At 57.4% G+C, this 21298-nt stretch carries 21 protein-coding genes and 2 pseudogenes; 17 read left to right on the top strand and 6 right to left on the bottom strand.

From position 1 onward, the window contains the following. Positions 1-577 precede the first annotated feature (577 nt). The 4 genes from PY649_RS33485 to PY649_RS33470 all read left to right on the top strand — a co-directional run bounded on the left by PY649_RS33485 (position 578) and on the right by PY649_RS33470 (position 2739). A complete protein-coding gene (locus PY649_RS33485) occupies positions 578-802 on the top strand; it encodes an antitoxin MazE family protein (protein WP_285873323.1) in 225 nt (74 codons plus the stop codon). After that, positions 799-1122 (top strand): type II toxin-antitoxin system PemK/MazF family toxin, encoded by a 324-nt coding sequence (locus PY649_RS33480; RefSeq protein WP_285873322.1) that lies wholly within the window; start codon positions 799-801, stop codon positions 1120-1122. Before PY649_RS33485 ends, PY649_RS33480 begins: the two co-directional genes overlap by 4 nt. 115 nt (positions 1123-1237) lie before the next feature. Next, positions 1238-1567, top strand: a complete 330-nt coding sequence (locus tag PY649_RS33475; protein WP_285873321.1) for a DUF7673 family protein — start codon at positions 1238-1240, stop codon at positions 1565-1567. Continuing rightward, positions 1564-2739, top strand: a complete 1176-nt coding sequence (locus PY649_RS33470; protein ID WP_285873320.1) for a site-specific integrase — start codon at positions 1564-1566, stop codon at positions 2737-2739. The genes PY649_RS33475 and PY649_RS33470 overlap by 4 nt, the downstream gene beginning before the upstream one ends. A gap of 130 nt (positions 2740-2869) precedes the next feature. Here PY649_RS33470 and PY649_RS33465 read toward each other — a convergent pair whose 3' ends face one another. Both PY649_RS33465 and PY649_RS33460 read right to left on the bottom strand, forming a co-directional pair. Next, complete coding sequence (locus PY649_RS33465; protein WP_285873324.1) at positions 2870-3064, bottom strand: cold-shock protein; 195 nt, start codon at positions 3062-3064, stop codon at positions 2870-2872. Between the two features lie 111 nt (positions 3065-3175). Then, entirely contained in the window at positions 3176-3562 is a 387-nt protein-coding gene (locus PY649_RS33460) for a hypothetical protein (protein ID WP_285873318.1), read from the bottom strand. A 560-nt stretch (positions 3563-4122) separates the two neighbouring features. On the opposite strand from PY649_RS33460, the gene PY649_RS33455 reads away from it, so the two are divergent. Continuing rightward, complete coding sequence (locus PY649_RS33455) at positions 4123-4938, top strand: calcium-binding protein (RefSeq protein ID WP_285873317.1); 816 nt, start codon at positions 4123-4125, stop codon at positions 4936-4938. 67 nt (positions 4939-5005) lie between these two features. After that, positions 5006-5189 (top strand): annotated as a pseudogene (locus tag PY649_RS33450) (integrase); the annotation flags it as partial. A gap of 891 nt (positions 5190-6080) precedes the next feature. On the opposite strand, the pseudogene PY649_RS33445 reads toward PY649_RS33450, so the two are convergent. The 4 genes and pseudogenes from PY649_RS33445 to repA form a co-directional block, all read right to left on the bottom strand. Further along, positions 6081-7053, bottom strand: a pseudogene (locus PY649_RS33445) (3'-5' exonuclease). An 87-nt stretch (positions 7054-7140) separates the two neighbouring features. After that, positions 7141-8397, bottom strand: a complete 1257-nt coding sequence (repC, locus tag PY649_RS33440) for a plasmid replication protein RepC (protein WP_285873316.1) — start codon at positions 8395-8397, stop codon at positions 7141-7143. Between the two features lie 159 nt (positions 8398-8556). Continuing rightward, entirely contained in the window at positions 8557-9531 is a 975-nt protein-coding gene (gene repB / locus PY649_RS33435; protein ID WP_285873314.1) for a plasmid partitioning protein RepB, read from the bottom strand. A 59-nt stretch (positions 9532-9590) separates the two neighbouring features. Continuing rightward, positions 9591-10811 carry a plasmid partitioning protein RepA gene (repA, locus tag PY649_RS33430; RefSeq protein ID WP_285873313.1) on the bottom strand — a complete coding sequence of 407 codons (1221 nt, stop codon included), beginning with the start codon at positions 10809-10811 and terminating at the stop codon, positions 9591-9593. 375 nt (positions 10812-11186) lie between these two features. Here repA and traI point away from each other — a divergent pair, with 375 nt between their 5' ends. From traI to trbI, 11 genes are read left to right on the top strand one after another with little or no spacing between them, the layout of a single operon-like run. Next, positions 11187-11825 carry an acyl-homoserine-lactone synthase gene (gene traI, locus PY649_RS33425; protein WP_120709163.1) on the top strand — a complete coding sequence of 213 codons (639 nt, stop codon included), beginning with the start codon at positions 11187-11189 and terminating at the stop codon, positions 11823-11825. Further along, complete coding sequence (gene trbB, locus PY649_RS33420) at positions 11822-12799, top strand: P-type conjugative transfer ATPase TrbB (protein ID WP_120709162.1); 978 nt, start codon at positions 11822-11824, stop codon at positions 12797-12799. The genes traI and trbB overlap by 4 nt, the downstream gene beginning before the upstream one ends. Further along, the gene (locus tag PY649_RS33415) at positions 12789-13172 is read left to right on the top strand and encodes a TrbC/VirB2 family protein (protein WP_120709161.1); all 384 of its coding nucleotides are present in this window, start codon (positions 12789-12791) and stop codon (positions 13170-13172) included. Before trbB ends, PY649_RS33415 begins: the two co-directional genes overlap by 11 nt. Further along, positions 13165-13464 carry a conjugal transfer protein TrbD gene (locus tag PY649_RS33410; RefSeq protein WP_120709160.1) on the top strand — a complete coding sequence of 100 codons (300 nt, stop codon included), beginning with the start codon at positions 13165-13167 and terminating at the stop codon, positions 13462-13464. Before PY649_RS33415 ends, PY649_RS33410 begins: the two co-directional genes overlap by 8 nt. A 9-nt stretch (positions 13465-13473) precedes the next feature. Then, the gene (locus PY649_RS33405) at positions 13474-15930 is read left to right on the top strand and encodes a conjugal transfer protein TrbE (RefSeq protein ID WP_285873309.1); all 2457 of its coding nucleotides are present in this window, start codon (positions 13474-13476) and stop codon (positions 15928-15930) included. After that, positions 15902-16705: a P-type conjugative transfer protein TrbJ gene (gene trbJ / locus PY649_RS33400; protein WP_285873308.1), complete on the top strand. Its 804-nt coding sequence runs from the start codon at positions 15902-15904 to the stop codon at positions 16703-16705. Before PY649_RS33405 ends, trbJ begins: the two co-directional genes overlap by 29 nt. A gap of 4 nt (positions 16706-16709) precedes the next feature. Next, positions 16710-17888 carry a P-type conjugative transfer protein TrbL gene (gene trbL, locus PY649_RS33395; protein ID WP_285873307.1) on the top strand — a complete coding sequence of 393 codons (1179 nt, stop codon included), beginning with the start codon at positions 16710-16712 and terminating at the stop codon, positions 17886-17888. 24 nt (positions 17889-17912) lie between these two features. Continuing rightward, a complete protein-coding gene (locus tag PY649_RS33390) occupies positions 17913-18575 on the top strand; it encodes a conjugal transfer protein TrbF (RefSeq protein ID WP_120709157.1) in 663 nt (220 codons plus the stop codon). A 17-nt stretch (positions 18576-18592) separates the two neighbouring features. Beyond that, a complete protein-coding gene (gene trbG / locus PY649_RS33385) occupies positions 18593-19411 on the top strand; it encodes a P-type conjugative transfer protein TrbG (protein WP_285873306.1) in 819 nt (272 codons plus the stop codon). A gap of 3 nt (positions 19412-19414) precedes the next feature. Beyond that, a complete protein-coding gene (gene trbH, locus PY649_RS33380) occupies positions 19415-19852 on the top strand; it encodes a conjugal transfer protein TrbH (protein ID WP_285873305.1) in 438 nt (145 codons plus the stop codon). 12 nt (positions 19853-19864) lie between these two features. Continuing rightward, positions 19865-21166, top strand: a complete 1302-nt coding sequence (gene trbI / locus PY649_RS33375) for an IncP-type conjugal transfer protein TrbI (protein WP_285873304.1) — start codon at positions 19865-19867, stop codon at positions 21164-21166. Positions 21167-21298: the final 132 nt, after the last annotated feature.

Here is a 21298-nt window from a genome sequence, read left to right as displayed (position 1 = left end):
GCCGGGGCGGCCGATCCGCTCGTCCCGGCGGGCGAGTTCGATGCCCGCACTTGAAATCGGCGGTGGGACCCGGATCGGAGGGCGAAAATTCCCGATTTCGGTATCGTTAACCATTTAAATTAACGATCTTTTTTTCTGGATCGGAAACAAACAAGTTATTAGCTTCCGCCACCTATTATAGTCGGAGCGCCAGCTCCTCATCATCGATAAGTATCAAGTATCGATAGTGATGGATTTGAGGCGGGAAATTGTGGAAAAACAGATATCCGGACGGCTCGCAACGGCGCCGAAAACAGGGGTTTTACTGTTGCCGAGGCGGAACCCGGTTGCCACTTTGAATCGACTTCATCGACCCATTTTCACGACCAGTCGCCATGGACGACGAATGGTCGGTTCCTCGACAGAGGCCCAGGGCAAGTGAGCCGGAAGTCGATCAGCCCGCCCCTCCTAACCGACGCTCGAATACACAGCAACCTTTCCTCGCCAGCGTGAGTATCTTCACGCCCGGCAGCCAGCTCATTGACATGGCGGGGCTTGCTTCTTATGTTACATGTAACAATCGTAATGGAGTTTGATCATGGCAAGCTCGGTCAACGAAAGAGTTCAAAAGCGCCGCGAAACGTTGCGGGCCGCTGGGCTGCGTCCCGTGCAAATATGGGTTCCTGACACCCGTCGGCCTGATTTTGCCGCCGAATGCCATCGTCAGTCCGTTCAGGTAGCCCTTGCCGATGCCGCCGACCGCGGTCTGCAAGATTTCCTTGACGCCGCTCTCGGTGACCTCGACCACGAGGGTGAAGCGTGAGGCGCGGTGACATCGTGACCGTCGCAATCAGCGGCGATTTCGGCAAGCCTCGTCCAGCACTAATCATCCAGGCCGATCAGTTTGATGCAACGGGAACAGTCACTGTCCTGCTGATTTCCAGCACACTCGTCGACGCGCCGCTCATTCGACCAACAATTCAGCCAACAGCACAAAGCGGCTTGCGCCAAGCCTCGCAAGTGATGGTGGACAAAGCCATGTCCGTGAAACGGGATAGGATTGGCACAACGATCGGTCGCCTGGAAGATGATGCACTCCTGGCGGTCACACGGTCGCTCGCCGTTTTTTTGGGTGTCGCTTAAGGATGAACCCATCCGGGATACCGCTAGCCCAGCATAACCGGAACGCTCGATGACGCGGGTGGACACCGCTCATACCTCGATACTTAAGGATTAAACAGAACAACCGGAAAGCGCCATGGAAGACCGAGTTAGATTTGCCCTCGAAAAGCTGCTGAATGTCGCCCATGAGGACACCGGCCAGGGACGGCGGATGGCCAACTTCCTGCTCGCCTGGTGGAAAGCCGAGGTGCATGGCGGCTTCGATCTCACCGATCTGGCCAACGTCGATCCCCAGGTATCCGACGACATCGCGATCATCTTCACCTATCTCGCGCGGGAAGAGGACGCTGTCTACGCCACCGACTATCGCGGCGAGATCGAAGAAATCATCGCGCGCTGGCGGCCTCTCCCCTACCCGTCTAGGGGCGGTGCCGTTCTCAGATCTATTGGAGAATTGGGAGCATGACAAGCGATCCTGAAGCAGCAGATTCCGGCAGCCAAGCCATCCTCCGCCGCGCCGAAGAACTCGATGCGCTCGACGCCATCCTGCCTTTCGATCGCCGCGATCAGCTGGCAGCACTTCTGACTGACGACGACGTTGCCACGCTCAAACACCTGGCGCAGGAGGGTATGGGCGAAAACACGCTCAAGGCGCTGGCATCGGACCTCGGTTACCTCGAGGCCTGGTGTCAGCTTGCGATCGGCGCCGCCCTCCCTTGGCCGGCGCCCGAAAGCCTGCTGTTGAAATTCGTCGCCCATCACCTCTGGGATCCGGCCGAACGTGCCGAAAATCCGGACCACGGAATGCCCGCCGATGTCGAGGTTGGATTACGGGCACGAGATTTACTGCGGGTCGACGGACCGCATGCGCCCGACACGGTGCGCCGGCGACTGACCTCCTGGTCTATCCTGACGCGCTGGAAGGGCCTCGCCGGCGCATTTGGCGCCCCTTCCTTGAAGACCGCGCTCAGATTGGCGGTGAAAGCCAGCAAGCGGACACGACAGCGCAAGAGCAGACGAGCGGTGACCGGCGATGTCCTGGCGAAACTGCTGGCGGCCTGTGCCGGCGATCGCCTGGTCGATCTCCGCGATCGGGCACTGCTGCTCGTTGCTTTCGCCTCCGGCGGCCGCCGGCGATCTGAGGTGGCGGGGCTGCGGCTCGAGGATCTCGTCGACGAGGAGCTAGTACGCGCCGATCCGGGCAATCCGAACTCCCCTGCCCTGCCCTGCCTGACCATCCATCTTGGCCGCACCAAGACGACGACGGCCGACGATGACATGCATGTCGTTCTGATCGGCCGGCCGGTGACCGCCTTGAAGCGGTGGCTGGCGGCGGCCAGGATCGACACTGGACCGGTGTTCCGGCGCATCGATCAATGGGGCAATATCGACCGGCGGGCGCTGACACCGCAGTCCGTCAATCTGATCCTCAAAAGCCGCATCAAACAGGCCGGGCTCGATCCGGTGATGTTCTCGGCGCATGGCTTGCGTTCCGGCTATCTCACCGAGGCTTCCAACCGCGGCATTCCGTTGGCCGAGGCGATGCAGCAGTCGCTGCACAAGTCGGTGACGCAGGCGGCAAGCTATTACAACACTGCGGAACAGAAGATGGGACGGGCGGCGCGGTTGCTCGTCTGATACCGCAAGCCGCTCCAGACGATTGGTATATTACCGCCATGGATCGAGAATGGCAAACCTCGGTCGGTCGTTCTCAAGGCAAAGTCGGTACCAAACCGACTCTGCCAAAGTGCCGAGCCTCGGCGTCAGGTTAGGCCTCGAGATTGTCGGCCGACATCTTGCCGGACCGGCGATCCTTTACCAGCTCGTAGGTGATCTTCTGGCCATCATTCAAGCCACGTAGACTAGCGCGCTCGACCGCAGAGATATGAACGAACACATCCGCGCTGCCGTCATCCGGTTGAATGAAACCAAAACCCTTGGTCGCATTGAACCATTTTACCAGTTGCCATTATCGGCCTTCTCCTATTGCGTCTTCCTTCAGCCCTCGCTGACGGAACGGTGTCGTAATATAGGATGCGCGACAAAAACAGCCATCACCTGGCGGGATGCGTTATCAATTTCCATCTGTGGAGCGAATAAGCGAACGCCGCGCTATCCCAAATAGCTCGAGGGATATATTCCACCCCTTCCCTACCGAAAAGAGGGTAGCCTCGCCATTATCGCCCGTCGGCGGATCAATCGGCCAGTGTGTCGAGACGGATAACGTCCCCCTCGCCCAGCCCTCGGCGAGACTCATTAAAAAGTCCATCTCCTTTTTCAGGGTGACGAATCGGACGACGTCCACTGCATGTTCGCTTTCGCTGCGAACGTGGTAGAATTCGCCGACCGGGATCCCCATGGCTTTTCGCCTCCCCTCAAGCGCTGCCGACTTCAATCTCGTCAGCTCTTCCCTCAGTGCGAAATAGCGTCGCATGACGGCAATCATCGTTGTCGGCAGCATCCATTGTGGCACCTTCCAGAACTGATGGCCCCCTGAAGAAACAGATTCGCGCCGTATTGTCACGGACTACGCGATGCTCATTCGCCTCCGCTCTGAAACAGAACAAGCGCAGCGCGGTGCGCCCGGGCTTTCCATACTGGCATGATCACTGGCGCCGCCGGCAGCGGTGAACCCTGTCAATTATCGAAGCAAGTTGCTTGCCTTTGATCGCGGGACCACTTGTCCACACCGGTTACGTGCCTTCGGCAACTATTTTGGTCCGGATTCCGGCATAGTTGTTCTGCTTTGGACATAAAGAGGCTAAACGCAGCGATCCAGTCCGACCTCAAAGGCTAGCCCAAACATGAACCCGCTAGCCGGATGAAGTGCCCTGCCGTCATACACTTGAGCACGATCTGGATGATGACCTCCAGAGTTCAGATCCATTGAGGCGAACCGCGCGTAGACGCATCCGTTATGTCGATGTGTTCTATCAAAACAACCAATTACTCTAATTGTCCGATAAGGCATATGAATGAGTCGAATGGCGTCGCGGGGCTGTTTCATAAGGAGGATTCACAATGGAAAAGACAATTCTGGGCGGCCCGGGTAGCAACAGTCTCTTTGGCAGCAATGGTGATGATGTAATAGTCGATCCAACGGGAAATGACTGGATCGACGGCGGTTATGGCAACGACTCCATCTCGGCCGGCGAGGGCAATGACCGAGTCTTCGGTGGCGTGGGCAATGACCACGTCTTTGGCGACGAGGGCAACGACTACCTCTACGGCGACACTGGCCTCGACAAACCGCGTATCCTCGGTGCGGTCATCCTCGGTGCGGACAACGACAAGCTCTACGGCGGCCCCGGCGACGACGCCCTCTTCGCGGGCGACGGCAGGGATTTTCTGATCGGGGGTGCCGGCCACGACACCTTTGTGTTCCAGTTCCACAACCCGCAACCCGGGGTAGATCAAAACTACGGGCCAGGCTCGGACCACACCAGCATTGTGGATTTTGACCCAGTGCAAGATACTTTCACCTTCGACGCGGTGGGCCTTGGTAGCGATGGTCATGATGCGAATTTCGTCAATCACTCGGCGCCTGGCAATCAGGTGGACACGTTCTACAGCGGCCCCGCCAACGGCGCGCACGGCGCGCACGTCGTCGTCATCACCGATCACGGTTTCGCCGATGGTTCAGCCGCAGCCAGGGATATCTCCGGCGAGGCTGCAGGCGATATCGTTGCCTATTTTAATTACAACACCATGACGGCGGAGCTGGGTTATGTTACCTCCGACAATCAGGTGGATGACTTCGCGCATTTGGCTAATGTGCAGAGTTTGCTCCAATTGGCCGGCCTGGGTCTGACCGCGTCCGATTTCATGTTCTGCTAGTCCGGAAAATCATGGGGAATCGCACCACGCCGGCTCAAGTGCAGTCCGGAAAAACCGCGGCGTCGACCTTGATCCGGCGATGTTTTCGGCGCATGGGCTCCGATCGGGCTACCTGACCGAGGCCGCCAACCGCGGCATTCCCCTTCCAGAGGCGATGCAGCAATCGCTGCACAAATCGGTGACGCAGGCAGCGAGCTATTACAATAATGCCGAACGAAAAGAACGGCCGGGCGGCGCGCCTAGCAACTTGACGAGTGGAGCCTTCACGTCGCAGGCTGAACTAGTAAAGGTCCTCGTGCCTGCTCCCGAGAGGTATGCCACCCATAAGCTCATCGTGGACTCGATACGGCTCGCAGACGCACTCAGACATGCCAAGGTGGACAAAGTCGATTTCAGGCAGCCTTGTTCTCTTTGAAGCGCTCGTAGAGACGCGCCAAGCCGACCTGTTGGCCAATGCCTACGAAGAGGCATGGAGAAGGGGACCTTCATGGCGCAAAGGTATCAACAGCAGCCTCGCAAGGCTGCGCGATAGAGGCAAGAAAGCTCTCGCGAAGGCACTCATTGTCAAGTTTGAAGATTTCGAGAAAAGGTGAGCGGGCTAACTTTCGACAACGTCATTTGTAGCCGGCCTCGGAAACGCACAATGAGTGATGAGAACCGAAGGGCCGCCAGTTTCTCCAAGGTTTAGGTGTTCATCAGGATGATCGAGCGCCGAAAATTGGTTCAGTCGATGGCATGACGGTTGCCGCCCATCTCGATCTGCTGCTCCGGCATCCGGTGGCTGGAGGAAGTTGGCAAGGGATTGTGATCGAGACGTTGATTGCCGCAGCACCGGCCGGAACCCAGCGCAATTTTTTGTCGGAAAGCGGGTGGTGCCCAAATCGACCTCCTTTTTTGACCGTCAGGTGATCATCCATGGGCAATCCAATCAGACACAGTCGGGATACCGGGACCTAAGGACGGCTCCTGCCCCGCGAGCGAGGATCTGGCGCAGGCGCATCGTCGTTTATCCTGGATATCAGGCTTTCCCTTTGGAGAACGGCGTCGAAGCGATACCGATTGCCTCAATTGGCATCGTCCACCTTGATAGAAGAGATACAAGCTGAAGCTGATGCATGGCACTCCTGGTTCTACGAACGCAGTTATGCTTTGTAACGATCAAAAGCGGTCAAATGCTGGACTGGCGGATCGGCATCTCCCCAGCGGTAGATTTCGGAGCGAAGATAGTGAAGCTCGTCGCGGAACTACGCCGATTTCTATCCACCATGATTTCGGGCGGCCGTCGCTGCCGTCGGACCAGCGGTATCCCCTGCCCTTGAGATGATCCTTCATCTCATATGGACTATGCTCGGCAAAAATACGAACCCTTGATTGTCCGCTTGTGCGAAGCAACTCCGCAAATGGCCCTTCGTCCTCTCCAACGCATCGATTCAGAACCTCAAGTAGCGCAAAACAATCGTCAACGGCACGATGACCATCGTGGAAATAGCCGGCCTGCCCAATCAGATATCCGAGCTTCGTGCCCTCGAAACCGCGGGCATTCCAGTCGATCTCGCAAACGGAACAAGCCCAAGCCTTATTGGCGAAAATATTTGAGAATGCCTCGCAGAACGGCCGGTCAAAACCGGCGTTGTGTGCTATCACGAGATCCGCGGGCTCGATAAGCTCGCGAACCCGCTGCATGTCGATTAACTGCCCCTCGACCATATCATCGGTAATACCTGTGAGCCTCGTAATCTCGGCCGAGATCGGCGTGCTGGGCTGCTGCAATCCGCCATAGACACCGATGACATCGCCAATCTTGCCGATACCGTCAAATGTAAAGGCAACCAAGCCGATCTCTATGATTTCGTCATCACGGTAATTGAGGCCCGTCGTCTCGGTATCAAGGATCACGCCAACCTGTCGGAATTCGGGACGCTTGCTCACAGTGAGCTGTCTTGGACTAAGCTTGCGCAGAACTCGATACTGACCCCCATCTTCGAGCCTACTCGCCATCTCTTCTTCCGTGAGAGGGACGGGGACTGTCTGACGCTTCGATCGGGCAGGCGTATCCTGCCGTTCCGATCGCATTTCGACCACTTGATTTGCAAACATATCGAGTTGAGAGGCCATGCCTGCTTTCGAGACCGTTGATGATCCGGCTGCACACTAGAAAATGCGCCGACACCGGGCAACACACAAACGAGCTTTTGCACGGTTTCAGGCGGCATATTCGGATCCTGCAACGTCACCACGCTCTCCTCTTACCTGCCTGTTACCCAGAGGCGCGTTGGCGCGCATCAGTGCCATCAGCATCGGCCCCAGCGAGAAGTCACCCTTTTCGGCCCGTCGCGTGAGATCACGCAAATACCCGCCAGCGGAGTTGATACGCCCCCCGCGCTGGAGGATGCAAGCCATCGCCGCGGCCGCCATTTCGGAGCCCATGACATGGCAGGCATCCTGGTAAGCCGACGGGCTGACACCGAGCATCGATCGAACGGTGACAGCCGCAGACATCAAATCGCGCCAATTTCCGATGATCCCGGATGGTGCATACATCGCGACATCTGGGCACGCCCTCAACACCAGTCCTAGCGGGAAAGCCTTTATCCGGTCGTTCCGCTGTGAAATGGTTGGGCTCGATTTTTCACCCTGCTCTTTTTTCGAGCGAGGTTCAGATTCAATGTTAGAGTCGGTTTCTGAATTCTGTATGTGGCGACGGTATTCGTCATCATTGGTGTCGGATTTTTTGGAAATTAGCTGATTTTCCAGAGTGTTGAGGAGTCCCTCCAGAAGCATCGACATTTCTCCGAAGATGTTATTCAAGGCTTGCAAGGTCCGCGCTTTCTGGACTTGGGAAATCAAGCCCACAAAATGGGTTTCGATCTTGCCCCAATCGCCAGAGGCACGCTCTTCGATGGCTGCGCCGAGAATTTTACGAATATCACGCCGGCAAAGAGAGATCTTTTCTTTCATGATCTTCAATTGTTTCCGCTCCGCTGCGGCTTGCTGGGCCAAACGAGCCAGTTCTTCTGATCGGGCCAGGAGCGGTGCCAGGCTGAACCCAAAGGCTTCTTTTATGCCGCCGCCGCGATCTTTTCGAGCGTATCTCTTGCCGTTCGGGCTATCTTTTCGACGGATCATCCCCGCATTCACCAGCAACGCTAAGTTTTCGCGAAGCGTCGTCCCGGCAATCCCATTTGCCCGGGTCGCGAGCTGTGCGTTCGACGGGAAAACTACGAGATTGTTTCCCTCGGACAGGCATGCCTCTGGGTAGAATGAAAGAAGTGCGTTCAGCACGGAAAGCGCTCGGTCCCGAAGACCGAGCAGCGATCTTGCATCACAGATGTCGCGATAGATCTGCCACTTGTCGACGGATTTACCCGGTTTGATTTCGGCCGATTCCATCTGCTTTTTTATCAAGGCAAGACTCATCGGCCGCCGCCCAAAGGGCGTCGTCACATTCCCAGTCTGCATTTTCTGTCACCTTCATTGAGGCAAAAGAAATCCGCCCGCCAAATCGACGGCTACGACTCTTGACAGCGATTCGTGGAAATGCGACTCTCGATCTTGCTTAGGGAATACGAGAAGGGCTTCCACGACTTGGTCGTTTGGGGGCCTTTTTCTTTTGCGGCTTCAGTCTCCTTTGCTTCCCTCCTCCAGGAATTGCTCATAGAGCGCATCCAAATTGCGGGAAAGATATTCTCCGAAACGGCCAGCATTCTTCGCTTTCATTGAGAGCGAAAAAGCTTTGCCCGTATTCTTGATTTCAGCCTGCACGGCCTTGTCATGGGGTTGCCACCTCGCCTTATGAGTCGAAGTCTCCGCCTTCTTCACAGGCCGAGCTGATCTGTTGAGGGCCTTGTACAGAGAGGAAAAGCGCTCATCGGACGTTAAAGCGTCAAAGCCATCCGTGCTTAAAACTTCGGACACCTTGCCGACGTTGGCGAATTTCCCGACCAAAAGCGAAAGCTCGACCCAACGCTCTCGGCCCACACCAGGAGCTGCACCAATTTTTTCTATGACGTCAGCTGAGATACGCTCCGCGACTGTCATCATCTTCGAGATCGAGGCTGCATTCGCCGACAATGCTAAGGAAGCCACCTCTCGGCCATAACCAAGATCATCGAGGCGCTTGGCGAACAATGCCCGTTCGATAAAAGAGAGATTCGCACGGGCGGAATTTTCTTGTCCTTGGGCAATGACATGCGCACGATCGTCAATTGCCTTGACGACAGCCCGGACCTTTCTGCCGAGTTCTCTTGCTGCTCTTACTCGTCTGTGGCCGAACACGACCTGATAGAGGCCATCGACCTTCGCATGAGGCCGCACGAGAATAGGGGTGTCCTGACCACGCACTCGGATCGCTTCTAGCAGATCTCGATACTCCCCGTCGTCGTCTGAAATTCGGTCCTTTACAAAAGAGCCTTCAATTTGTGCTGGATCGAGTTCGACGATTGCCTCGCCTTCGAGGAATTTATCAGCTTGTTTTGCCAAGTCGTCCAGCGAACGCACGAGCGACTTGCCCGCGCCCCGCATTGGGTATGCGGATGTCATGCCGCCATCTTCAGGCAGGTCAGCAAGTCCCTCGAGCAGATTTTTCCGTGCCATCTCATTTGCTCCGAACAGCCGTTAGCCGTTTGTTTTTTTGCATAAAACCTGCGTTTTTGTCAGCCGACAAATCGGCGCCCCCATGACTCGTGAACGAGGCTGGCAATCTCGGCATTCACTGCGTCCAAGGATTCCATTGCGCGATCATAAGTGCCTCTATTCATCGAGGCGCGATCAACCTCATATAAAGTTTGCTTGGTAATCCCCGCATCCGAAACTGCCGTCGACTTCACCATTTGGTTCTTCAGTATGAACTCGTGGAACATCGTGGACATAAAGCCGACCATCTGGGCTTGCGGAACGTCGGTCGGCTCGTAGCGCGTAATCAAATATCTGTACCAGGAGAGGTTCACTTCCGCACCAGCCGCGCGAATCGGCTTAAGAATTCCACCGAGCATCAAAAGAAACTGGCCCATCGACATCACGTCGAGCATCTGCGGATGGATCGTTATCAGAACACTTGTTGCAGCGGTCAGTGCAGTCAACGTAAGATATCCGAGCTGCGGTGGGCAGTCGATGACGACGACATCATACCGGTCGTCGACCTCGGCCAAAGCGCGCGATATGCGAGTGAAAAATGTCTTGCCTTGATTGGAAGACTTATCAGACATCGCGAGCGGCGTGTCATACTCGTACTCCTGCAAATCCAGGTTTGCAGGAACAATGTCCAAGCCAGGGAAGTTAGTGGTCTGGATGATATCCCGGAGTGATTTCTTCTCACCGTCATAGCGAATCGCGTCATAGATCGAGGCAACCTGATCGAGCTCCGGTTGGAAACCGTGCAGAGACGAAAGGGATGCTTGAGGGTCCAGGTCTACGGCGAGGACGCGATGCCCCGTTAAGGCGAGGTATTGCGCCAAATGAGCACCGGTCGTGGTTTTCCCCGAGCCCCCCTTGAAGTTGACTACGGCAAGAACTTGCAGCTTTTCACCACCGCGCCGATGGGGAACATACATGCGGTTGTCGGACCGACCGTGCGTATCGAGATATTGGCGAAGTTCCAGCATCTGTTCGGCGGTATAAGAGCGGCGACCCGAGGACGATGTTTGAGGGGAGGGGCCCTTTCCCTCGAGATGCAGCTTTTTTAGTGTGCTTTGCGAGACGCCGACATAGGTCGCAACCTCTGCCAGCGAGAAGCTTCGTAACGTCTTTTTCGCGTTTGGCGGAAATCGTTGTACGCTAAGGAGATGCAGCTTTTTGGAGATCAAATCGCCCTGTTCGAGGATTTGATCTTCAAAGTGCATCGGCATCTTAAGCGAAGCCATCGAATTAGCGTTCATTGTCAGAAATCTTTCAGATAACGGTTTTCGGCCCGATAATGCCGCTGAACCGTTATTATGTCCGATTCTCGCGGGCCGGCAAGGAAAATAGGGCTAATAAACGGTTAATGCGTGGGACACCGTTGGCCTGTGACTTGGGCCGAAATCAGTGTTTCGCACGTGAATCCAAACGCTTACTGTCTCCGGGCAGCAGGTCCGGTGCTTGTTTGTTCCCCCGTTAATCCTACAATCGAATGGGATAACATACGCAATCAAACCGATTGTTCTTTGTGCAAAACCGCGCGACTCATCGAAATACCTTGTAGAATTCTACAACTGCCCAGCGATTCTAATCCGTGCTGATCTCCGTGCAGAGATTCAACGACGGAGATCAGCATGCAGGTTGTTGCGATATCGACAAGGCAGGAGCTTTCCGAACAGCAGCTTCTCGAAGCACATCATCGACTTCGAGCTCAGGTGTTTTCAAATCGATTGGGTTGGGAGGTTGGTGTTCTTGACGGACGGGAAGCCGACGCCTTTGACGCTCTCCAGCCGACTTACATCATCGCCGTCTCGGACAGTGCTCGTGTGGCAGGATGCGCCAGGCTCCTGCCAGCCATGGGTCCGACGATGGTGACGCATGTCTTTTCCTCGTTGCTGGCGCACGGACAACTAAACGCCCATCCATGTATGATCGAGAGCTCCCGCTTTTGCGTGGACACGACCCTGGTCGATCTTCGGGGAGGGGGCTCGCTCCATGAGGCCACTTTGACCATGTTCGCGGGCATCATCGAATGGTGCATGGCAAATGGGTACACGGAGCTCGTCACGGTGACCGATCTTCGATTCGAGCGGATCCTTGCACGCGTTGGATGGCAGCTGTTGCGCTTGGGCGAGCCCAAGAAGATTGGCAAGACAGTTGCCGTCGCAGGCACGTTGCCGGTGAGCGCCGAGACATTCCTCAGGCTTCGCCCATCCAATTACCGTTCTGAATTCACTTCCTCAGACAGGCAGCGGAAAAGGAGAGATCCGTGAACCAGCTCCGCTCTTACCCCCGGCTTGTCCGCAAACTTCAAGACGCGCTCGGCCATGAGCTCTGCTCTGCTCTGGAAGACGTAGATGTGATCGAAATAATGCTCAATCCTGACGGAAAGCTCTTTATTGAGCGCCTCACTCACGGCGTTGCGGCGGCCGGCGAAATGTCGCCCCCCGCGGCGGAAACGGTGATCGGAACTGTGGCGCATTTGCTTCAATCCCAGGTGGACACGAAGCAACCCATCATCTCCGGTGAACTCCCGATAGGTGGCCACCGTTTCGAAGGCCTTTTACCTCCCGCAGTCGCCAAGCCAGCCTTTACGATTCGCCGTCGTGCGCCGCGCCTAATTCCGCTCGAAGAGTATGTGCGCTCAGGCGCGCTGACGAGATTTCAAGCCTCGATGATCCGTAGCGCGATTTCCAAAAGGCTAAACATCATCGTTTCCGGGGGCGCCGGTTCTGGTAAGACCACGCTTGCGAACGCATTGATCGATGAGATTGTCAAATTCGCCCCGGAGGATCGCCTCGTTATCCTCGAGGACACAACGGAACTTCACTGTTCCGCCGAGAACGCCGTTCTTCTGCATACTAGCGATACCGTTGATATGGCTCGGCTCTTGAAGAGCACGATGCGACTGCGCCCCGACAGGATTGTGGTCGGCGAAGTCCGCGACGGCGCCGCACTGACTCTGCTCAAGGCATGGAACACCGGTCATCCTGGAGGCGTGGCGACAATTCACTCGAACACCGCCATGTCGGCGCTCCGCCGCCTTGAACAACTGACCGCGGAAGCAAGCCAGCAGCCGATGCACGAGGTTATCGGTGAGGCGGTCGACCTCATCGTTTCCATTGAACGGACACCGCGCGGACGGCGGGTTCGAGACGTCATCCAAATCGAGCGATACACGGGGGGCCAATACGAGATTGGTTCAGACCAACTTGATGAAGAAGAGGAGGCCCGTCATGTCGCGTAAGGCGTCGGTCGTCAGGGTCGCACTCGCTGCCACAACCATCGTTCTCGCTTCGCTTGATCCGGCAGTCGCCAGTTCCGGCGGTGGCGGACTGCCCTGGGAAGGGCCACTGCAGCAGATTGAGCAGTCGATCACCGGACCCGTCGCAGGATACATCGCACTTGCGGCTGTCGCCATAGCCGGCGGCATGCTCATATTTGGTGGGGAGTTGAACGACTTCGCGCGGCGACTTGTGTACGTCGTTCTCGTCGCCGGCGTTCTGCTCGGTGCCACGACCATTGTAGGTCTGTTCGGTGCGACTGGAGCTTCAATTGGGCTGACGAGCGTGCAGATCGCCTCGAACGGCATGAAAGAAGCAGGAGGAACCAATGGCTGAGTCCGCCTCTGGTCTGCAGCGCAACCGCATCCACCGCGCGCTGTCGCGCCCCAACCTTCTGATGGGCGCGGACCGGGAACTGGTCCTGCTCACGGGGCTTGCCGCGGTCATCCTCATTTTCGTGGTGCTGACGGTCTATTCCGTCGTCTTCGGCGTTGCCGTCTGGATCGTCGTCGTCGGTCTTTTGCGAATAATGGCAAAGGCGGACCCGCTGATGCGGCAGGTCTATGCTCGCCATATCTCCTATCAGCATTACTACAAGGCGACCTCCTCGCCGTGGCGCCGGTATTGAGGGGAAGGCATGGTCGCTCTCAAACACTTCAGGACCACCGGCCCGTCCTTTGCGGATCTCGTCCCCTATGCCGGCCTCATCGACAATGGTGTTCTTCTGTTGAAAGACGGAAGCCTGATGGCCGGCTGGTATTTTGCCGGGCCGGACTGCGAAAGTGCGACGGACTTCGAGCGCAATGAACTGTCGCGGCAGATCAATACCGTCCTGTCGCGGCTCGGGTCCGGCTGGATGATCCAGGTCGAAGCCGTTCGCATTCCGACATTCGACTATCCGTCGGATGAACGTTGCCACTTCCCTGATGCCGTCACGCGCGCAATCGATGTGGAGCGGCGGGCGCATTTCGCGCGCGAACACGGACATTTCGAGAGCAAGCACGCGCTCGTTCTCACCTACCGCCCGCTCGAATCCAAAAGGACGGCGCTCAGCAAATACATCTATTCGGACGAGGAGAGCCGCAAGAAGACCTATGCGGACACGGTGCTGTTCATCTTCAAGAACGCTGTCCGCGAGATCGAGCAGTATCTTGCCAACACGCTTTCGATCCGTCGCATGGGAACGCGGGAGACTGTCGAGAAGGGAGGAGAGCGTGTCGCGCGTTATGACGAACTGCTGCAATTCGTTCGCTTCTGCATCACCGGCGAGAACCATCCGATCCGGCTGCCGGAGGCGCCGATGTATCTTGACTGGATAGCCACGGCTGAGCTGGAGCACGGGTTGACGCCGAAGGTTGAAAGCCGCTTCCTCGGCGTCATAGCGATCGATGGGCTGCCGGCAGAGAGCTGCCCGGGGATCCTCAACAGCCTCGACCTGATGCCGCTCACCTATCGCTGGTCGTCCCGGTTCATTTTTCTCGACGCGGAAGAGGCGCGGCAGAAGCTCGAACGCACCCGCAAGAAGTGGCAGCAAAAAGTGCGGCCGTTCTTCGATCAGTTGTTCCAGACACAGAGCCGTTCGGTCGATCAGGACGCCATGACCATGGTGGCCGAGACTGAAGATGCCATCGCACAAGCCTCCTCGCAGCTCGTTGCCTACGGCTACTACACCCCCGTTATCGTCCTGTTTGATCGCGATCGGGAGGCACTGCAGGAAAAGGCAGAGGCAATCCGCCGGCTGATCCAGGCGGAAGGGTTCGGAGCTCGGATCGAAACCCTCAACGCCACCGACGCCTATCTCGGGAGCCTACCGGGCAACTGGTACTGCAACATTCGGGAACCGTTGATCAATACCAGCAATCTTGCGGACTTGGTCCCTCTCAATTCCGTATGGTCGGGCAACCCGGTGGCGCCGTGCCCATTCTACCCGCCGAACTCGCCGCCCCTGATGCAGGTGGCGAGCGGGTCGACGCCGTTCCGGCTCAACCTCCATGTCGACGACGTCGGTCACACGCTGATCTTCGGACCGACCGGTTCGGGGAAGTCGACGCTTCTGGCACTCATCGCCGCGCAGTTCCGCCGCTATGACCAAGCCCAGATCTTTGCCTTCGACAAGGGAAACTCTCTTCTGCCTCTGACGCTCGCCACCGGCGGCGATCACTATGAGATTGGTGGCGACGTTCAAGAAGAGGGGCGCGCACTGGCCTTTTGCCCACTGGCGGATCTCTCTGGCGATGCTGATCGTGCATGGGCCGTCGAATGGATCGAGATGCTGGTCGCCCTGCAGAGCGTCACCATCACTCCCGATCATCGCAACGCCATCTCGCGCCAAATCAGCTTGATGGCGAGCGTGCGCGGCCGATCGCTCTCGGACTTCGTCAGCGGCGTGCAGATGCGCGAGATCAAGGACGCGCTCTATCAGTACACGGTCGACGGACCTATGGGCCAGCTTCTCGATGCCGAGGAGGATGGTCTCTCGCTCGGCGCCTTCCAGACGTTCGAGATCGAGCAGCTCATGAATATGGGCGAGCGCAATCTCGTCCCGGTGCTCACCTATCTGTTCCGGCGGATCGAGAAACGTCTCGACGGCTCGCCGAGCCTGATCTTGTTAGATGAGGCGTGGTTGATGTTGGGTCATCCGGCGTTCCGCAGCAAGATCCGAGAATGGCTCAAAGTGCTTCGCAAGGCAAACTGCGCCGTCGTGCTCGCCACGCAATCCATTTCGGATGCCGAGCGGTCCGGAATCATTGATGTGCTCAAGGAATCCTGTCCGACGAAGATTTGTCTACCAAATGGCGCAGCTCGGGAGCCTGGGACGCGGGAATTCTATGAACGGATCGGCTTCAATCAGCGGCAGATCGAGATCGTCTCGAACGCGATCCCCAAGCGCGAATATTACGTCGTCACCCCTGAAGGCCGGCGGCTGTTCGACATGGCGCCCGGGCCTGTAGCACTCAGTTTTATCGGTGCCTCTGGCAAGCACGACCTCAAGCGCATCCGCACGCTTAGTTCCGAACATGGCCGGGACTGGCCGATTCACTGGCTTCAAATGAGAGGAGTTCACGATGCCGCGTCGCTACTCAACTTCGAATAGATTGCTCGCTGGTTTGGCGGCGCTCGCATTGGCGGTCGGCGCCGTCATTCCCGCGGAAGCCGGAACCGCCACGGGTGCAGCGACCGAGTGGACGCAAGTCCTCAATAATGGCGAGTTGGTTGCGTTGGTCGGAAAGTCCGGCGAGCAAATTCAGAACCAGCTCACCCAGATCAACCAGCTCGCACAACAGATCGAGACGCAACTCAACATCTATCAAAACCTGCTTCAGAACACCGCCACTCTTCCGTCACATCTCTGGGGGCAGGTCGAAGGCGATCTCAATCAATTGCGCAGCATCGTCGAACAGGGGCGGAGCATTTCGTTTTCAATGGGCAATGCTGATGATGTGCTGCAGCAGCGTTTTCAGAGCTACTCAGGCCTCAAGACCAACCTGCCAGACAATGCTTCGTTTTCGACTACCTATCAGTCCTGGTCGGACACCAACCGGGACACGATCGCCAGCACGCTGAAGGCGGCGAGCCTGACGGCCGAGCAATACGATAGCGAGGAAGGCACGATGTCCTCGTTGCGGTCGATGTCCGAGACCGCCGACGGGCAGATGAAGGCCCTGCAGGTGGGTCACGAGATCGCTGCGCAACAGGTCGCGCAGATGCAGAAGCTTCGCGGCCTTGTCTCCCAACAGATGATAATGATGGGAACCTGGCTTCAGACCGAGCAAACCGACAAGGATCTTGCCCAGGCGCGGCGCGAAAAATTCTTCAGTGGGACCGCACCTCCCACCTCCGGCGGCGAAAAGATGAAGGTCGAATGGTGAGCAAATGATAGCGATATCGTTTTGGCGGCTCTGGACCGCGATGCTCCTTGCCACCTTCTGCATGCTGGCAGCTCAGCCAGCGCTCGCCCAAGAAGGTTCAGTGCTGACCTCATTACAGAGCCAGATTACCACGGCCGCAAAGGGATGGGAAACCACTGTCATGGACGCCGCGAAATCCCTATTCTGGATCCTCGCGACGATCGAGATTGGCATCGCGGCCGTCTGGCTCGCGCTGCAAGCCGCGTCGCTCGACAGCTGGTTTGCCGAGCTTGTCAGGCGAATAATGTTCGTCGGTTTTTTCGCCTTCGTTTTGGCACAAGGGCCGACCTTCGCGAAGGCGGTGGTCGACAGCCTGTTTCAGATCGGCGCCGGAGGCGGCACGGCTTCCCCAGCGGACGTCTTCAATGCCGGCCTTGCTGTCGCTACGAAGATGTCGGAAAAGATACAGTTCGGTCTTTTCGAGGACAATGCTCTGGCGATCTCGGCCGCTTTTGCCATGGTCGTTGTCGTTATCTCGTTCTCACTCGTTGCGGCGATTTTCGTTGCTGTGATGGTCGAGATGTATATCGGCCTGCTTGCCGGCATGATCATGCTCGGTCTGGGTGGTTCGTCCTATACTAAGGACTTCGCACTCCGATATCTGATCTATGCCTTTTCGGTCGGAATGAAGCTCATGGCGCTTGTCATGATCTCGCGTATCGGGTCCGAGGTGCTGATCGGACTGGCGAACGAACCTGATATTGGCGACCAGTTCCAGACCGCGCTCGCGATCGCCGGCATTGCCGTCGTCGTCTTCATCATCGCGATCTACGTTCCGAACATCATCCAGGGCGTCGTGCAGGGTGCGTCCGTCTCGGGTGGGATGGAGGCGATCAAACACGGTAGTCAGGCCGCATCCTTTGCCACAGGTGCGGGTTTTCTTGCGGCTGGTGCTGCCAGCGCGGGATTCGCGGCCGCTCAAAGCTCACGTGCCGCAGGGGCATCCGTTTCAGGTGCGATGCTTCGAGGTCTTGGCGCAGGCATGTGGTCTGCTGGGAACGCCGCAGGCGCTGCGGCCAAGGAAAAGGCGATCGGTTCTCCCGGAGCCTATGCCGGATCGATCCTCGGCCTCGCCAACGCCAAGCTGGACCAGGGTCGCAACGGTCACAGCGGGCCAATACCACCTCCCGAACGCAAAGACTAACAGCAATCAGAAAGTGATCGATCGATGGCAGCGAACCGCGCCCCCGAAAACCCGTATCTTGCCGCGCGCCAGGAATGGAGCGAGCGGTACGGCTCCTATGTGCAGGCCGCCGCCGCATGGCGCATCGTCGGCATCCTCGGTTTAACCATGGCGGTGATCGGCTTCGGGTACTCGATCTATTTGAGCACTCAGGTGAAACTGGTGCCCTATATCGTCCAGGTCGACAAGCTCGGCACGTCGGTCACATCAGGGTTTCCCGAGCAGATCGAATATGCGGATGTGCGGGTGGTGCGGGCCACTCTCGGCAACTTCGTAACCAGCTTCCGCAGCATTACGCCTGATGCATTGGTGCAGAAGCAATACATCGATCGAACTTATGCGCTTCTAAGAACATCCGATCCCTCGACCCAGAAGATCAACGACTGGTTCCGAACCAATTCGCCGTTCGAGAAGGCCAAGTCGTCCACGGTCGCCATCGAGGTCAACAACATCGTGGCGCTTTCAAACCAGACTTATCAGATCGACTGGACCGAATACGAGCGGGACCGGAAAGGTAAGGAGATGGGCACGCGCCGATTTCGCGGAATCGCAACGGTGACGCTCACCGCGCCGCAGGACGAGGCGACTATTCGCCTTAATCCTATCGGTCTTTATGTCCGGGATTTCGACTGGACGGCACAGCTTTAAGGGCAGGAGATTTCTCGATGCGCAGAATAGGATCAATCGCAGCCGCCGGCTGCCTGGCGGGACTCATCTTTGCAAGCGGCGCGCAGGCGCAGACGCAGAACATGACGACGAATGAGGTGAAGGCCACGAACATTTCCAGGAAATGGCGCGGCGCGCCCGGACTGGTGACGGCCGGCCCCGATGGCAAGGTCACCTTTCTCTTCGGCGAAACCCAGCCATCCGTCGTCTGCTCGCCCTTGCAGGTCTGTGATATCGAACTCCAGGGCGGCGAGATCGTCCGCGATGTTCTCGTTGGCGACACTGTCCGCTGGAAGGTGGAGCCCGCGACCTCCGGCGCCATCGGCGGTCAAGCGATCCATCTGATCGTCAAGCCGTCGGAAGCAGGTCTCGTCACCTCGATGGTGGTCACGACGTCGCGGCGCACCTATCACATCCAGCTCAAGTCTCACCCGAGCCAATACATGGCACGCGTCGGCTTCGAATACCCTGAGGATGTCTCGACCAAGCTCGCCGATGTCAATTCACAGGTTGAGACCGGCAGCATCCCGGGCACGGCGGCCGACAAGCTGAACTTCTCTTACTCGGTGAGCGGGAGCGCACCCTGGAAGCCGAAACGGGTCTATTCGGATGGCGTGAAAACCTACATTCAGTTCTCGAAGTCGATTTCCAGCCAGGATGCACCGGTGCTGTTCGTTATCAGCGGCGGCCAGAACCGCGTAGTCAATTACCGGATGAAGAACGACATGATGATCGTCGACTATGAAGTCGACAAGGCAATCCTCGTCTCCGGCGTCGGCTGGAGCCAGCAGAAGATCACCATTCGGCGGGGAGGCTGAACGATGTGGAAGCGTCTCGTCGTTTTCATAGCCGTCGCCTTTCTCACAGGATGCCAAACGGCCGAGGATAGGTTGGCCCCCAACTCAAACGCCGCACCGGTCTCCGGGCCTGCCGCAAGTGCCATCGCCAGCGATATGGCAAGCCGGCTCGCCGAGCAGATCGGCCCCGCAAACTCGACGACAATCAAGATGGAAAAAGATACGTCGGATTTTGCGATGGCCCTCCAGGCAGCACTAAAGGACGTTGGCTACACCGTCCTCACCGACGGCAAAGTTGGAAAGGACGTGAACCCGGTCGAGCTCGCTTACTCAATCCATAGCGCTGGCGGTCAGGTGCTCGCGCGGCTGTCAACGCCGTCCATCGCCCTTGGTCGTGCATACACAGCAACGGCAGCCGGCGTGACGCCGGCAAGCCCGCTTTCCATCATGCAGCGTAATTGAGGGGAGGGGAGTATGGTCCAATCGCTCCAACTGGGCGCGTCAAAGCAAGCCGACGATCAGAAAGGCATGCGCCGCCTCAATCGGCTGCCAATTATCACTGCCATCGTCCTCATCGCGCTGTTCCTCGGCGTGGTTGTAAGCGGCCTATCGTGGCGAGGACTTCCCTTCAACTGGAGCAACGATATCGACAGCACCTTGAATACACCGGCGACGAACTTCGGCGATCAGCTTAAGCGCGGCATCACCGATGGCATCATTGGCGAGCCGGACGAGCGCGAGGCTTTCCAGCCAACGCCAACCGTCGAGCAAAAGATCGAGAAGCAGTCCCCGGTTGTCGACCACCTATCTGCGGCGACGGAGGAGCGGCGGTCCAATCTCGAATCGGAAGAGGAATGGAAAGCCCGCCTGAAGCGAGAGCAGGATGAACAATATATTCGCGAAGCCCAGCGCCAGCGAATGGCCCGCGTGCAGGCGCGGACAACCGCGCTGGACTCCCCGCTGAAGGTGAACATTTCCGATGTCGAGAAGACCGCGAATAATTCCACAGACGCAAGCCGACAGAACATAACGACAACAGCTAATAATCCCTCGGAGCTCTACTCAGCCGCAATGAAATCCGGGCTCATTGGTCAGAACGTCGACCCTAATGCACAGAGTTCGAAGGAGGACTTCTTCAATCAGGATTTCAAGGATCTCGGCTATTTGCCGAACAAGGTCGTGCCCCAAATGTCGCAGTATGAGCTGAAGCGCGGCTCGGTCATTCCAGCCACGTTGATCACAGGCCTCAACTCAGACCTTCCGGGCCGGATCACCGCGCAGGTCAGCCAGAATGTCTATGATAGCGCCACCGGCTACCGGCTCCTGATCCCGCAGGGGGCCAAGTTGTTCGGCCGCTATGATTCCAAGGTTTCTTTCGGCCAGGAAAGGGTTCTCATCGTCTGGACCGACCTGATTTTTCCGAATGGCTCGACTCTGCAGATCGGCGGCATGGCTGGAATAGATGCCGAAGGCTTTGGGGGTTTCAAGGGTAAGGTCGATCGGCATCTCTGGCGCACGTGGAGTTCGGCAGCGCTCGTAGCGCTAATCGGAACCGGCATCGACATATCGATGCCTGAAAGCACGACGCTTGCCACCCAGGACACCGCGTCCGATACCGCTAGACGAAATTTCGCGGAAAGCTTCGGTCGCGTCGCGGAGCAAACGATCTCGAAGAACCTGAATGTTCAGCCGACAATCCGGATCGGGCCGGGATACAAGTTCAATGTCTTGGTCGATCAGGATATCGTCTTCTCCTCCGCGTACCGCAGTCGCTGAGACGGCATCGGAAAAATCTCTCATTTAACATAATGAACCGCGCCGGGTTTGCCGGAGGCTCCAACTCGTGAGAAAGTGGAGCCGATATGAGCAAGACGACCAACAAATTTTCACCTGAAGTTCGTGACCGAG

Source organism: Rhizobium mayense, assembly GCF_030272705.1.
Lineage (GTDB): Bacteria > Pseudomonadota > Alphaproteobacteria > Rhizobiales > Rhizobiaceae > Rhizobium > Rhizobium mayense.
Note: the sequence above shows the minus strand (reverse complement) of the source record. Positions and strands in the feature narration are given on the sequence as shown.